Origin of the sequence: Robiginitalea biformata HTCC2501, from assembly GCF_000024125.1 — a bacterium.
Taxonomy (GTDB): Bacteria; Bacteroidota; Bacteroidia; order Flavobacteriales; family Flavobacteriaceae; genus Robiginitalea; species Robiginitalea biformata.
The window spans coordinates 1,940,353-1,954,703 of sequence record NC_013222.1; the positions used below are offsets into that span (position 1 = coordinate 1,940,353).

Genomic DNA, 14,351 nt, shown 5'->3' on the forward strand with positions numbered 1-14,351 from the left:
CCTGCCAATAGTGTGTCCGATTGCAAGGGAAAATGCCTGCGGGATGATTTTTCCCCCGGGCCTTTGGTGGAATACCGCTATTTTGTTAACATAGGCACCGATTTATGAATGAACTACCCTCACATTCCCATTGGGCCCGGTTCAAGCGGCTTACCCGCCCGCTGTTTTCAGGCGACCTTTCCTACGGCCTGCTGATGGTGGGCGCCGTGGTGACTGCCCTGGTGCTGGCCAATTCCCCCTGGGCACACGAATTCCACGCTTTCTGGGAGTACACCCTGGAGGTCCGCGTTGCCGGGGCCAACCTGGAGCTCACCTTCCACGAATTGGTCAACGACGGGCTGATGGCCATTTTCTTTTTTGTCATCGGCCTGGAGATCAAGCGGGAGCTGATTGCCGGGGAACTCTCCAACCTGCGCAAGGCGGCCCTGCCGATTATCTGCGCCCTGGGCGGGCTCCTCTTCCCGGCGCTCATTTTCCTGGGACTCAACCAGGGCGCGGATACCGCAGCGGGCTGGGGGATCCCCATCGCGACGGATATCGTCTTCGCCCTGGTGTTGCTGACGATTATCGGCAATAAAAAGGTACCCTTCGCCCTGAAAATATTCCTGACCGCCCTGGCCGTGGTAGACGACCTCTGCGCCGTGCTGATCATCGCCTTATTTTATACGGACCAGATTGTCTTTGGCAGTTTGCTCTGGGCCTTTGTCTCGTTTTTCGTCTTGGTGATCGCCAACCGCATCGGGGTGCGGAACCCGTTCTTTTACGGGCTGGTGGGCGTGCTGGGCATTTGGACGGGGTTTTTCCTCTCCGGGGTACACGCCACCATTGCCGGGGTGATTACCGCAGCTGCCATTCCGGCCCGGGCCGGGATGGATGAGGAGCAGTTCGCCCACAATATCGAGAACCTGATCAAAACCTTCCGGGAACGCCGTGCCACGGATTCCGACTTTATCAAAAAGGAGAAGCTGGAATTGGTGCGGATCATCCAGAAGGCCGTCCGCAAGATTGTGCCGCCCCTGCAATCCGTGGAGAAGGCCCTGCAGCCCTTTGTGAATTTCGTGGTGCTCCCGCTGTTTGCCCTGGCCAATACGGGCCTCACCCTGGAGGCCGAAAACCTTGGCCGCCTCCTCGAGCCGCTGTCGCTGGGCATTATCCTGGGGTTGGTGGCGGGTAAATTCGCCGGCATCTCCTTGTTGGCGCGCCTGTCGGTAGCCCTGGGGATTGCCCGCCTCCCGGAACGGGTCACCTGGCCGCAAATTTACGGGGCGGCTGCCTTTGCGGGCATCGGCTTTACCATGTCGATCTTTATCGGGAATCTGGCTTTTGAAAATGCCGATTACCTGCAGCAGGCCAAACTGGCCATCCTGGTGGCCTTTGTGCTGGCCGTGCTCCTGGGCACGCTCATCTTCAGGGTGTTTGTGCGGGCGGAACGCCCCCGATAATCCCTCAACCCCCTGTTTGCCTATCGATTCCCTACAGGGGCAACCCGCGTACCACCCCCGCCCCCCAGGTAGGGATGCCCCTCAAAACCCTTGTAATCCGGGTCTTGGGCCCGCGGGTCGTTTAATTCCTCTGCGGGTCTTTTCCCAAAACTCAGTTCAAAGGCGCGACGGTGCTGCGCATCCCAGTCCTTGTTCGCAACGATATAATCTTTTGTCGGGCCTGCTCATTGACTGGCCGAATGAATAATTAGTGAGCCCGCACCCGGATGGCATAGGCCCGACGGGGGTTGTCTTTTAGCAGTTGGTCGATTTCACCGCGGGTAAAGCCATTTTCTTGCAGGCGGGGGATCAGGTGGGTGAACAGGTCGGTATACCCCCGGTAACCGCCGCCATTCGGCTCCCCCACGTCGTACCAGCCGGCATCGTGTGACAACAGGACGTGGTCCAGCAAGCCCCGGCGCTTCAGCTCCGAAAGCGTTTGCACGTACCAATCGAGGTTGCCGGGGTTTCCGGGATTTGCCTGACGGCCTTTGGTGCCGGCGTTTAGATGGTCCAGTGAGATCCAGGCACCCGCCCGGGCTGCTTCCTGATAGCCCTCCGGCGTCCCGTTCTGGGCGTGTGTCCAGGTAAAGGCCTCCGGGGATACCCCCATTTCCCTGAGGATCCCGATCTGTGCCATGGCCGGCCCGTCTCCCCCGGTGTGGGAGACAATGGCCATACCCGTTTCCAGATGCGTGTACGCGGCTGCCCGAACGATCTTTTCGTGCAAGGCGGAAAGCGTATCCCGGTTGGCAACTGAGATCTTGATAAAACCCGGCCGGATGCCGCTACCGTCGATCCCCTCCCGGAATTCTTCGATCCATACGGCGGCAATCTCCCTGGGCGTGGCCTCCCGTGCGCTTTCCGGCACGTGCAGGTTGTCCCGGGCCCCGTAGTAACCTGTGTTGGTGAGGATTTGGATCCCTGTTTGTTCGGACAATGCTCGCAGTATCCACGGGTCGCGCCCCAGGTAGGCCGGGGTGCAATCCAGGAAGGTCCGGACCCCGTATTGCCGGAGTTCCTCCAGATAGGGCAGGGCACGGGCAACAACCGCTTCCCGGTCCCAGCGGTGGTAGCCGGTACTATCCGCCCCTATCCAGTCCACCAGCACGTGTTCGTGGATCAGGGACACCCCCATATCCTCAGGGTGTATCTCCCCGGTTACGGTGATGAGTTGCCCGAGTGCCATAACGGGGGCAACCAGTATGGACAACAAGGATAAACGGCGCATTAGAATTTTCATGTTAAGGTGAAAAGCTGTTAGGTACCATAAACTTACACCTTATTGGGAAAATGCAACTTTAATGGGAAACTGTGTCTGCATGCAATTGCCGGTACTTAAAATTCCTCCACTCCGCCTTGTTCATCGACGTGACCGATTGGAGCACCAGTTTCCCGGAATCATAGCCGGGTTCATCGGGCTTCTGAATTTCAAAGGAGTGGAGGTAGCCTTCCTCTTTATCGAAGCGGATAGTCCCGCCGCGGTTGTCCAGGCCAATCCCGTCGATCCGGTAGGCGAGCAGCTTCCGGCCTTTGAGATTCTCTTCCCCTTGGAATGTCATCTCCACATTGCCGAAGTCCCGCAGGACGGGTGGGGATTCGCTCAGATCCAGGTCCAGGATGTGGAAAACAATGGGGTCAGTTCCCTGTCGGAGGAACCGGAAGGCATACCCCAGACTTGCAAAGTCAAAATCGTAGCTGTGCCATTGGGACGGGGCGTTCTGGAATTCCTGCCGGTGATCGCCCAACCGGATATCCATGGACCCCCCGGGCTGCGTCTCCAGGACGGCGGACAGGTTTTCGTTCCCGGTGGCATCCACCCGGAGTGCCTCAAAGCGCCGGACTGTATGGCTGGAGCTATCCATCCATGCCCGGACAATGGTCGCCTGGTTGTTCCCTTTGTGCCATTTAAAGGATTCGAGCTTGGTGGCTTCTTCAAAGTAAACCGCTATTTGCCCTTTGTTGCTGCCGTCCCAATTCGATTTCTCATAGATCAGGACTTTCTGGGTCAATTCCGGTGCGGTATCGTCTCCGCAACCGGTGAGGCAGAGCAAAGCCAAGCCACCGATACAGGTAAAATACTTCATGATTGTTTGATTTTTGATTGATGGGTGGCGACCGTCCGCCGGGAAGCCCGGATGGGCAAGTGGACGACTACCAATATATTTCACGAATAAGACGGCAAATTGTTACAGGTCTTTGAAAAAACCTTAAAGAAAGCTATCCCCTGGCGGGTAATATGGGTACCTTGATGTTTTATGCAAACAAAGGGATGCTTGAGATTTCTTCTGGGTTGCCTGACAGGCCCTGCGCTTTTTGGGCAATCCCCGGAACCGCTGCCAATTCCTAGGGTAGACGGGATCGTATTTGACGGCCGGGTGGACGAACCGGCCTGGGATGCGATCTCCACGCTTCCCATGGTGCAGTACGAGCCGAATGCGGGGGAAGCCCCAACCGAACGCACCGAAATTCGACTGGCCTACGACGACACCTATTTCTACTGCTCCATGCGTGCCTACGACAGCGATCCCAACGGGGTGCGGGCTACCTCGCTCTACCGGGACCGGATTTCCGGTTCCGACCACCTGGAACTCCTGTTGGACACCTACAACGACAATGAAACGGCCTATGTGTTCACCACCACGCCTGCCGGTATCCGCAATGACCTGGAAATTTCCAATGACGGTACCGGGGGCACCATCTCGTCCAATACATGGCTGAACCGGGATTTCAATACCTTCTGGGATGCGGAGACCACAGTCACCGATCAGGGGTGGTTTGCCGAAATACGAATACCCTTCAGCAGCCTCCGGTTCCAAGATACCGACGGGCGGGTCATTATGGGCCTAACGGTCCAGCGAAAGGTGGCCCGCAAACTCGAACGCCTGGTTTTTCCGGCGGTGCCTCCAAAGACCAACTTTGCCTTTTTGCGACCTTCCCTGGCCCAAAAAATTGTCCTCACGGGCATCAAACCCATCAAAACCTTATATGTGACGCCCTATGTGCTGGCCGGGCATGAACAAATCAATGCGCTGAATGATTCCGGGACGGGCTATGACCAACGCGGGGAATTTCAAGGAAACCTCGGCGGGGATGTGAAGTTCTCCATTACCAACAACCTGACGGCCGATTTTACGATCAACACGGATTTTGCCCAGGCCGAAGCCGACGACCAGCTGGTGAACCTGTCCCGGTTTTCTCTTTTCTTTCCTGAGAAACGCCAGTTTTTCCAGGAGCGGGCCTCCATATTTGACTTTCGAACCGGGGGGCTGAGCCGGTTGTTTTTCAGCCGTCGGATTGGCCTGACAGCTACTGGGGAACAGGTTCCCATCTATGGCGGGGTGCGCCTGATTGGCCGGATGAATACCTGGGACCTGGCTGTCCTGGATATGCAGACCCAACGGCAGGATACCATCCCATCGGAAAACTTCGGGGTACTTCGCCTTCGCAAGCGCGTTTTTAACAGGAACAGTTACCTGGGCGGCATGTTCACCAGCCGGATTGACACAGAAGGCAACAGCAACCTGGCTTACGGCGTGGATGGGCTGATCCGCGTGGCCGGGGACGATTACCTAACACTCCAATGGGCTCAGACCTTTGACAGCCGGTTTGTGGACCAGGCAGCCGCTGACTTTAAAAGCGGGCGACTGGCCCTGGAGATGAACCGCAGGCGCCGCAGGGGCTTTGGTTATACGGTAGGGGCGATATTTTCCGGCCCAAATTACAACCCGGGGGTAGGATTTGTGGATCGGAGCGACTTCAAATACGGCACGACGGCCCTGTCGCATACCTGGTTCCGGGAGTCCGGCCCCTTTATCTGGCACAAGCTGGAGGCTCTGGGCAATGCCTACCTGGACAATTCGAGCAACTATGTATTATCTTCTGAGTATGGCGCAGAATGGTCCTTTTCCAGGCGTAACCTGGACGGTGGCAGTGTCCTGGTAAAAAAAGTCTACGAAAACATCCTGACGGATTTTCCGCTGGCCGAAGGCGTGGTCATCCCGCCGGGCATGTATGATTTCTACCGGATCAGCGGCACGTATTCCATGGCGGTCGACCGGACGGTGCGGACAGGGGCCGTGCTGGAAACCGGTACATTTTACGATGGCTGGCTGCACACCCTGACGTTGACTCCTTCCTGGTACCAGTCGAAGTATTTCCAGCTGAACCTCGAATACAGTTATAACTACGGGATATTTGACAACCGGAACGAAATATTAAACTTCCATATTGCCCGCCTCCGCGTTGGAACGGCACTCAACCGGCATATTTCCACGAATGCCCTATTGCAATACAACGGGGCCCAGGACCTGCTTTCGTACAACGTCCGATTCCGCTGGAATTTCCGGGAAGGCCAGGACCTATGGATCGTAGTCAATTCGGGCCTGAATACAGACCGGATGGCTTTCACCCCCAACCTGCCACGCACCGCGAACCGCTCCATCCTCCTGAAATACATCCATACTTTTATCTTTTAGGAAGGGGCATAGGGCCAGGTACATATGGCGGGGGGCTCGCTGTCTCCGCTGTTACTACCCGCATTTAGAAGACCCGCAGTCGGTGCAGGTCAAACAACCCTCCTGATAGATCAGATTCGCGGACTTGCAGTTGCTGCACTTCTGGCCTTTGGCTGCCACGCCATCGGCCACATATCTTTTTAAAGCCCGTGCCACGCCGTTTTTCCACGTGTTGATCTGTTCACTATCGAGTTGCAGGCTGCCAATAAGGTCGACAATGTTTTCGATCGGCATGCCATGGCGAAGCGTACCGGATATCAGTTTGGCATAATTCCAGTATTCGGGATCGAATTTATGGGATAATCCTTCGATCGTCGTTTTATAGCCCCTGGTGTTTTTATATTGAAAATCATAACGGGAATTTCCGTCTTCATCTTTGTTTTTAATAATCAGCCCCTTCTCCACCCAACGGGGAATCAGGATGCCATCTTCGTCATCGGCCAGCCCTGTAAAGATTTCGTAGGGTTTGTTGTCGATAAGCCCGATAAAGGCGATCCATTTTTCCTTGTTGTTCTGAAAACGCACGACATCGGCCTCAAGGGTCTGCGGTCGCTTGGTGGGGAAGGCCGTCAGGGTATTCTGGGAATCCTCCTTGTTGTCATCGTTGGATATGAGAACCCCCGAACGCGAACCATCGCGATATACGGTAACGCCCTTGCAACCGGCTTTCCAGGCTTCCAGATAGAGTTTGCCGACCAGTTCCTCCGAAACGTCGTTAGGCAGGTTGATGGTAACGCTGATGGAGTGGTCCACCCACTTCTGCACCTCACCCTGCAGGCGTACCTTGCTCAGCCAATCCACATCATTGGAGGTGGCCTTGTAGTAGGGCGACTTTTCAACGATGGCATTGATCTCCTCCTGGCTGTAATTTTTGTCCGTATCGTAGCCTTTGGTAATCATCCAGGCCTTGAACTGGTGGTGGAATACGAGATATTCTTCCCATGAATCGCCCACCTCGTCCACAAAATCGACGCGTGCTTCCTTGTCGTTCGGGTTGACTTTCCTCCGACGTTTGTAGACCGGAAGAAAAACGGGTTCAATACCCGAAGTAGTTTGGGTCATCAAACTTGTAGTACCCGTTGGGGCGATGGTCAAAAGCGCAATGTTCCGCCGGCCATGTTCGAGCATTTCATAGTACAGTTTTTCATCGGCCTCTTTTAACCGGAGGATAAATGGATTTTCCTTTTCGCGCTGCGCATCGAATATCCCGAAGGCACCGCGGTCCCGGGCAGTTTGTACCGAGGCCCGATAAGCCTCCAGGGCGATGGTCTTATGTACTTCAACTGAGAATTCATTGGCTTTTTTGCTGCCATAACGCAAACCAAGGGCAGCGAGCATATCGCCTTCTGCGGTAATGCCTATACCTGTCCTACGGCCTTCCTCAGCCTTTTTCCTGATGTTCTGCCAGAGTTTGTATTCCACCATTTTGGTTTCATCCAACTCGGGGTCATCCTCGATTTTCTTCAAAATGGCATCTACTTTTTCGAGCTCCAGATCGATGATGTCGTCCATGATGCGTTGTGCTGCCGCAATATGTTTTTTAAAGAGGGGAAAATTAAAGGACGCTTCTTCCGTAAAGGGCTCTTCTACATAGCTGAAAAGATTGATTGCCAGCAAGCGACAGGAATCATAGGGGCAAAGTGGAATTTCACCACAGGGGTTTGTCGATACGGTCTTATAACCCAGGTCAGCGTAGCAATCCGGTACTGATTCGTCAATAATTGTATCCCAGAACAGAATTCCCGGTTCGGCTGATTTCCATGCATTGTGCACTATTTTTTTCCAGAGTTGAGATGCCTTTATTTTTTTGGAAAATTTTGGATCGCTGCTGTGGATAGGGAATTTTTGGGTGTAATGCCCGTCCATTTCAACAGCTTTCATAAAAGCATCGTCTATACGCACGGAAACGTTCGCACCCGTTACCTTGCCCTGCTCCATTTTTGCATCGATAAAGTCTTCCGCATCGGGATGGTTGATGGAAACGGAAAGCATTAAGGCTCCCCGTCGACCATCCTGTGCAACTTCGCGGGTGGAGTTCGAATAGCGCTCCATAAAGGGAACCAACCCCGTTGAAGTCAGGGCCGAATTTTTCACCGGCGAGCCTTTGGGCCGGATATGAGAAAGGTCGTGTCCAACCCCACCCCGGCGTTTCATCAATTGTACCTGCTCCTGGTCGACTTTCATTATAGCCCCATACGAATCCGAATTGCCGTCTGTTCCGATGACAAAACAGTTGGAAAGTGAAGCGATCTGATAGGGATTGCCGATGCCTGCCATCGGACTGCCCTGGGGTACGATGTATTTGAAGTTTTTGATCAGGTCAAAGATTTCTTCCTCCCCAAGGGGGTTCGGATACTTTTCCTCGATCCGGGCGATTTCACCGGCGATCCTTCGGTGCATATCGTCCGGGGTACGCTCATAGATATTCCCGTCGGAATCTTTAAGGGCATATTTGGTCACCCAGACGCGGGCAGCCAGGTCGTCGCCCTTAAAATAAGCCAGGGAAGCTTCAAATGCTTCTTCCTGGGTGAATGTCTGCGTAGGCTCGTGGATTGTAGATGTAGGCATCGATTGAATTTTATGGATTGCGAAGTCTTGAAATCAGCCATAAAACTAGACAAAAAGTAAATGGTTTTATTATGATAAAAATCATAAAGTGTACAAGAAAAGAAGTTAAATAGCCTGAAAATCAATAGAATAAAAATTTATTAACAATAAAAAGTTGACAAAAAAATTGAATTTAGCTGAGGTTGGCTCACTGCGTTCGCCTGACCCGGGCCGAACGCCCGTTAATAGGTCCTGCGGACCTATTGCAGTGAGGAGCCAGCTGGTGCGCTGGCGAACTGCAAATGCAAAACCCCCGCAAGCTGCGCTTGCCGGAAGCTTTGCGATTCCATTTTCAAATCTTCAAATCGACAAATCTTCAAATTGCCAACAGCTGGGGTTGGCTCACTGCGTTCGCCTGACCCAGCCGTCCCGTCCTGCAAATGCAAAACCCCCGCAAGCTGCGCTTGCCGGAAGCTTTGCGATTCCATTTTCAAATCTTCAAATCGACAAATCTTCAAATTGCCAACAGCTGGGGTTGGCTCACTGCGTTCGCCTGACCCAGCCGTCCCGTCCTGCAAATGCAAAACCCTGCCAGGCTCCGCCTGGCGGGTTTTTGTTTCCATCGAAAAGCTCAAGCCAGCTTGGCTTTCCTCTGAAAACAAAAACCCCCGCCATTTCTGGCGGGGGTTTTGCGCTTGATCGTGACCCGGCTGGGGCTCGAACCCAGGACCCTCTCCTTAAAAGGGAGATGCTCTACCAACTGAGCTACCAGGTCGGTTTTATTAAAAAATGAACCGCTGTGAAGCGGTTTCGGGCTGCAAATATAATATCTATTATTCATTTTTCAAGTGAATGGGTAAAGAATTTCGGGTTTGTCCAAAAAGCCGGATATTTGAGGTTTTCACCCCGTGGCGATATGGGACAAAAAAGCGGAATTGCATGCGGATTGCACTGGTAGGATATATGGGAAGCGGGAAAAGTACCGTGGGCCGGCTGTTGGCAGAGAACCTCGGGGTTTCCTTCACGGACCTGGACGATTACATCGTGGCCCGGCTCGGGCAATCCATCCCGGAGGTCTTCCGGGAAAAGGGGGAAATCTATTTTCGGAAACAGGAACACCGATTATTGAAAGAGTGGTTGCAGTCCGGGGAGTCCGGGGTCCTGGCCCTGGGGGGCGGCACGCCCTGTTATGCCGGGAACATGGAATTGTTGCTCGCCCAGGCGGATGCTGTTTGCTATTTGCAGGTATCCGTACCGGAACTGGCCCGCAGGTTGCGGCAGGGGCAGGAAAGCCGGCCGCTGATCGCCCACCTGCACCCGGAGGAGTTACCGGAATTCATAGGGAAGCACTTGTTTGAACGGGCGCCCTTTTACGCCCGGGCCATGCATGTATTGCCGGCCGACAAGCACAGTCCGGAAGAGTTGGCGGCGCAGATCCTCGAAAAGGTTTCCTGAACCTTTTTACAGAATCAATCCAGGAATACCCCGTTTTTGCGCGGGGTGAAATCTACCCGAACGTGCATCTGCAGGGAGGTAGACAGGGAAAGCCCTTTAAAGTCGGCCTTTACCGGGTAGCGCTTGTGGTTCCGGTTGATCAGGACAGCCGTTTTGAGCTGTCGCGTCGGGGTCTTTAAAAAGTGGTGTACCCCGTAGATAAGCGTACTGCCCGAATTCAGGACATCGTCTACCAGCACCACGGAGCGGTTTTCGTATTCCTCGGGTTTCAGGGAGGTGGTAACCCCGCTCTTCAGGGGGTTGGCCTTATCCATTTTTACCTTGCAGAGCAGGATTTCCGCCGGGGTGATCTCCTGGAGCACGGCCTGGATTTTCCGGGCAAAATCGAGCCCGCCTCCTTCAATCCCTGCCAGGACGATTTGTTTTTCTTCCACGTTGCTCTCGTAGATCTGGTAGGCAATCCTGCGGATCTTGTGGCGGATCTGCTCGTGGGTCAGGATCTGGTTTTCCATCGGCGGCTTATTTCTTCTCAAAGATAAAAAACAGTTCGGTACCGGCGCGGGGCGGGATGGAATTCCGGGCGCGCTCCAGTTTGCGGATATGGAACAGGGAGGAAAAGCGGTTGCGGTATTCGGTTTCCGACCCGCCGAACGGGGGGCCGTCTTCCGTGAGCGGGAAGTCAAAAAACAGGCCGGCCAGCCGTCCGCCGGGGACCAGGAGCCGGTGCATGGCCTGCACGTAATCCGGGCGACGGGCAGGGGGGAGGGCGCAGAAAAACGTGTGTTCCAAAATCAGGTCAAAAGGTCCTCCACGGAAGCTGAAAAAATCCGTTTGTTGCAGGGCAGCGGCCGGGAGTTCCGGCAGTCGGCGCCTGAGGTCGTCCAGGGGCCGGCGGGCCAGGTCCACAATCGTCAGGTTTTCGAAGCCCGCACGGTAGAGGTACTCGGCCTCGTACCCCCGGCCTGCCCCTGGCACCAGGATGCGCAGTTCCTGGTCGGTGAGCCCGTCGATATAAGCCGTCAGGGGCGGGGAAGGCCCCCCGAGGTCCCATCGGTCTGTGCCTGCCCGGTAACGATCTTCCCAGAAATCCCTGTCCAAATCCGTCATATCGTCAGGGTGTCTTTGCGTCCGGGTCCCAGTCGTCATCCGGGTCCTCCCTGTAGGCCTCCAGGTCGCGTCGGTCCTTCTTGGTGGGGCGGCCCGTGCCTTTTTTGCGGTAATACTCTTTGGTGGCCCTGATGAGCTTGTGTTGCTCCAGGTCCTCGGCCGGGGTGGTGTCCTGCCGGTAAATCCCCACCCATTTGGCCCCCACGCGCTGTGGCGGGATGTCCAGCACGGTCAGTTGCATCTCCAGCTGGTTTTTGCGCAGCGTGATTTTATCCGAGGGAAGGACTTCCCGGGAGGGTTTGCACGTGTCCCCGTTTATGCGCACCAGGCCCTTCCGGCAGGCCTCGGTGGCCTTGTTCCGCGTCTTGAAATACCGGGTGCACCAGAGGTATTTATCGATGCGCATCGCTGAAAATCTTTGTTAAGGTTCCCGGCAAAAATAGGGGAAAATTGTATCTTGCGGGCTTTAAGAAAACGGCTATGACCTGGAAAAAATACGGGCTTTGCCTGCTGGCGGCAGCGGGATTGATCGGATGCAGCAATGATGATGACGGAGGGATTGTTGAAGTCCCGCCCCGCACCCTGGCCGAGGTGGCGCCGGAAGACCAGGCCGCCATCCAGGAGTTTTTACAAACGCATTTCTACAATTACGAGGAATTCCAGAACCCGCCGGCGGATTTCGACTACCGGGTTGTGATCGATACGATTGCCGGGGCGAATGCCGACAAGGAACCCCTGAGCGCCCAGGTTTCCAGCAAACAGATTTCGGTTTCTGCCGACGAATTTGGCCTGGAAGACCAGGCGGACGTCCTCCATACGTTTTACTACCTGGAGGCCCGCGTTGGCGGTGGCGGGCCTGAAGAAGCGCCTACCGTGGCCGATTCGGTCTTGCTTACCTATGAAGGCAGCCTGCTCAACGGGGAGTCCTTTGACGGCACCTTCGTGGAGCCCATCTGGTTTGACCTGGCCGGTTTGCAGGGCCCGCTTTCGGGTGCCCGCGGATTTACGGAAGGCATGCCGTTCTTTAAGCCGGCATCGTCCATTACTGCTAACCCGGACGGTACAGTCAGTGCCCAGGATGCCGGGGTAGGCCTGATCATCATGCCCTCCGGCCTGGGGTTTTTCAACAACAGCGCAGGCGGCATCCCCACTTACAGCCCGCTGATCTTTACGGTCCAGGTCTTTTCTGTGAAGCGAACGGACCACGACGGGGATGGGATCCCTTCCATCGACGAAGACCTGGACGGGGACGGTTACCTGTATAACGACAATACGGACGAGGAGGCCGAACGCAACGCATTCGGGGCGTTTCTGACGGTTAATTTCCTGGATTCGGACGATGACGGGGACGGAACGCCCACCCGGGAGGAAATCATCATCAATGCGGACGGCAGCATTACCTATCCGGACTCCAACAACAACGGCATCCCGGATTACCTGGACCCGGATACGAACTAAGGCCCGCTACCTGCCCGAGCCCGGTCCAGGGCCATTCACGCGGGCAGACAAAGCGGCCTGAAAAGTGCCATTAGTCCGGCCCTGAAAGAAGTATCCCCGCCAGTGGCGGGGATTTTCCTTTTTAAGAGATGCCTTGTCGCCGGCCTGAAGGCCGGTTATCCATGCGCTACAACTTAACGGAGAGGCCCAGGATAAACTGGCTGGGGCGCGTGTCGATACGCCCGGATTCCAGCCCTACGGCTTCCGCTTCGTTGCTGCTCAGGCCCCGTTCATACCGCAGGTCGATCCCGATATTCCCCAGGTTCACCCCGGCGCCGATATGCAGGCCAACCGTGAAATCGTTTTCCACGTCCCCCAGGGTGATTTCGTCAAAATCCGTATCCAGGATGTATTGCAGGTCCGGGCCGGCAAATATTTTGACTGGGCCGAGGATCCGGATTCCCACCAGCAGGGGCAGGTCCAGCTTGCTCATATCGAAGTCCGAGCCGTCGTATTCGGATTTTGTCTTGGTATAAATCAGCTCGGGGCGGAAAAAGACTTTATCCCCAAACTGGCCGAAAATCCCGAGGTGGTAACCCATCTTGGTGTCCGAACTCAGGTCGGGGGCCGAATCGAATTTGTAATCCCCGTTCGAGTTGAAGTTCAACCCGGCCTTGATTCCGAATCCGGGGTCTTTTTGTGCGAATGCCGACAGGGCGAAGAGCCCCAGCAGGCAGCTGAGAAGTGTGCGTTTCATAAGGTGTTCGTTTTTATGGCGTGAAGTTAGGCTTCCCTGTTCCCGCCGGTTTGTCGGATGGAAACAAAAAGGATACCAAACTTTCAGGCCTTGCGTTCTAACACCCTTAAAACGGCCTTTTCCACGGCTTTATTGTCAATCCCGTATTTCGCCATCAGGTCGTCCGGCGTTCCGCTTTCCCCAAACGTATCCTGTACGGCCACGAATTCCTGGGGCGTGGGATGCCTGCGCGCCAGCAGCCCGGCGACGCTTTCCCCGAGGCCGCCCAGGTAATTGTGCTCCTCGGCGGTGACCACGCAGCCCGTTTTGGCTACGGAGGCCAGGATGGCTTCCTCGTCCAGGGGCTTAATCGTGTGGATATTGATGACGTCCGCGGAGATGCCCTGCTCGTGGAGCCGCTGGGCGGCCTCCAGGGATTCCCAGACCAGGTGGCCTGTGGCGATGATGGTTACGTCCGAGCCTTCCTGCAGGTGTACGGCCTTCCCAATGTGGAATTCCTGGTCCACCGGGGTGAAATTGGCCACTTTCGGCCGCCCGAAACGCAGGTACACCGGGCCTTCGTACTCGGCGATGGCCAGGGTGGCCGCCTTGGTCTGGTTAAAATCGCAGGGGTTGATCACCACCATGCCCGGGAGCATCTTCATCAGCCCGATGTCCTCGAGGATCTGGTGGGTGGCCCCGTCTTCCCCCAGGGTGATCCCGGCGTGGGAAGCGCAGATTTTTACGTTCTTGCCGGAATAGGCAATCGACTGGCGGATCTGGTCGTAGACCCGGCCGGTGGCGAAATTCGCAAACGTGCTGGCAAACGGGATGTAGCCGCCAATAGTCAGTCCGGCTGAAATCCCCATCATGTTCGCCTCGGCAATGCCCGTCTGGAAAAACCGCTCGGGGTTTTCCTCAATAAAGGTCTCGATCTTGAGCGACCCCACCAGGTCTGCGCATAGGGCCACCACCCGGGGGTTTGTCCGCCCGAGCTCGGTCATTCCCGCGCCAAAGCCGCTTCGTGTATCCTGTTTTCCTTGATCCGTGTAAGTTTTCATGCGTGCGTCG

At 55.5% G+C, this 14,351-nt stretch carries 13 protein-coding genes and 1 tRNA gene; 4 read left to right on the plus strand and 10 right to left on the minus strand.

The window, feature by feature from the left end; all coding sequences use genetic code 11:
* Positions 1 to 104 precede the first annotated feature (104 nt).
* A complete protein-coding gene (nhaA, locus tag RB2501_RS08745; protein ID WP_015754426.1) occupies positions 105 to 1,442 on the plus strand; it encodes a Na+/H+ antiporter NhaA in 1,338 nt (445 codons plus the stop codon).
* A 247-nt stretch (positions 1,443 to 1,689) separates the two neighbouring features.
* Here the strand turns inward: nhaA and RB2501_RS08750 are convergent, their stop codons facing one another.
* A complete protein-coding gene (locus RB2501_RS08750; protein WP_148214326.1) occupies positions 1,690 to 2,712 on the minus strand; it encodes a phosphotriesterase family protein in 1,023 nt (340 codons plus the stop codon).
* 70 nt (positions 2,713 to 2,782) lie between these two features.
* Positions 2,783 to 3,568 carry a hypothetical protein gene (locus tag RB2501_RS08755; RefSeq protein WP_041327130.1) on the minus strand — a complete coding sequence of 262 codons (786 nt, stop codon included), beginning with the start codon at positions 3,566 to 3,568 and terminating at the stop codon, positions 2,783 to 2,785.
* 189 nt (positions 3,569 to 3,757) lie between these two features.
* Between RB2501_RS08755 and RB2501_RS08760 the strand changes: the two genes are divergently transcribed.
* Entirely contained in the window at positions 3,758 to 5,959 is a 2,202-nt protein-coding gene (locus tag RB2501_RS08760; RefSeq protein WP_041327132.1) for a carbohydrate binding family 9 domain-containing protein, read from the plus strand.
* A 54-nt stretch (positions 5,960 to 6,013) separates the two neighbouring features.
* On the opposite strand, the gene RB2501_RS08765 is transcribed toward RB2501_RS08760, so the two are convergent.
* From RB2501_RS08765 to RB2501_RS08775, 3 genes are all read right to left on the minus strand, one after another.
* A complete protein-coding gene (locus RB2501_RS08765) occupies positions 6,014 to 8,566 on the minus strand; it encodes an adenosylcobalamin-dependent ribonucleoside-diphosphate reductase (protein ID WP_015754430.1) in 2,553 nt (850 codons plus the stop codon).
* 239 nt (positions 8,567 to 8,805) lie between these two features.
* Entirely contained in the window at positions 8,806 to 9,207 is a 402-nt protein-coding gene (locus RB2501_RS16010; RefSeq protein WP_148214327.1) for a hypothetical protein, read from the minus strand.
* A gap of 40 nt (positions 9,208 to 9,247) precedes the next feature.
* A tRNA-Lys gene (locus RB2501_RS08775) sits at positions 9,248 to 9,320 on the minus strand.
* 164 nt (positions 9,321 to 9,484) lie between these two features.
* On the opposite strand from RB2501_RS08775, the gene RB2501_RS08780 reads away from it, so the two are divergent.
* Positions 9,485 to 10,000, plus strand: coding sequence for a shikimate kinase (locus tag RB2501_RS08780; protein WP_015754432.1), 516 nt, complete (start codon positions 9,485 to 9,487; stop codon positions 9,998 to 10,000).
* Positions 10,001 to 10,014: 14 nt separating this feature from the next.
* Here RB2501_RS08780 and RB2501_RS08785 read toward each other — a convergent pair whose 3' ends face one another.
* Genes RB2501_RS08785 through RB2501_RS08795 form a run of 3 tightly spaced genes read right to left on the minus strand, consistent with a single transcriptional unit; the run spans position 10,015 to position 11,513 of the window.
* A complete protein-coding gene (locus RB2501_RS08785; RefSeq protein WP_015754433.1) occupies positions 10,015 to 10,512 on the minus strand; it encodes a phosphoribosyltransferase domain-containing protein in 498 nt (165 codons plus the stop codon).
* Positions 10,513 to 10,519: 7 nt separating this feature from the next.
* Positions 10,520 to 11,107 (minus strand): methyltransferase domain-containing protein, encoded by a 588-nt coding sequence (locus RB2501_RS08790; protein WP_015754434.1) that lies wholly within the window; start codon positions 11,105 to 11,107, stop codon positions 10,520 to 10,522.
* Between the two features lie 4 nt (positions 11,108 to 11,111).
* Positions 11,112 to 11,513, minus strand: coding sequence for an RNA-binding S4 domain-containing protein (locus RB2501_RS08795; protein ID WP_015754435.1), 402 nt, complete (start codon positions 11,511 to 11,513; stop codon positions 11,112 to 11,114).
* Between the two features lie 74 nt (positions 11,514 to 11,587).
* Here RB2501_RS08795 and RB2501_RS08800 point away from each other — a divergent pair, with 74 nt between their 5' ends.
* Positions 11,588 to 12,565: an FKBP-type peptidyl-prolyl cis-trans isomerase gene (locus tag RB2501_RS08800; protein ID WP_015754436.1), complete on the plus strand. Its 978-nt coding sequence runs from the start codon at positions 11,588 to 11,590 to the stop codon at positions 12,563 to 12,565.
* 166 nt (positions 12,566 to 12,731) lie between these two features.
* On the opposite strand, the gene RB2501_RS08805 is transcribed toward RB2501_RS08800, so the two are convergent.
* Positions 12,732 to 13,301 carry a porin family protein gene (locus tag RB2501_RS08805; protein ID WP_015754437.1) on the minus strand — a complete coding sequence of 190 codons (570 nt, stop codon included), beginning with the start codon at positions 13,299 to 13,301 and terminating at the stop codon, positions 12,732 to 12,734.
* Between the two features lie 83 nt (positions 13,302 to 13,384).
* Positions 13,385 to 14,341 (minus strand): transketolase family protein, encoded by a 957-nt coding sequence (locus RB2501_RS08810; protein WP_015754438.1) that lies wholly within the window; start codon positions 14,339 to 14,341, stop codon positions 13,385 to 13,387.
* Positions 14,342 to 14,351: the final 10 nt, after the last annotated feature.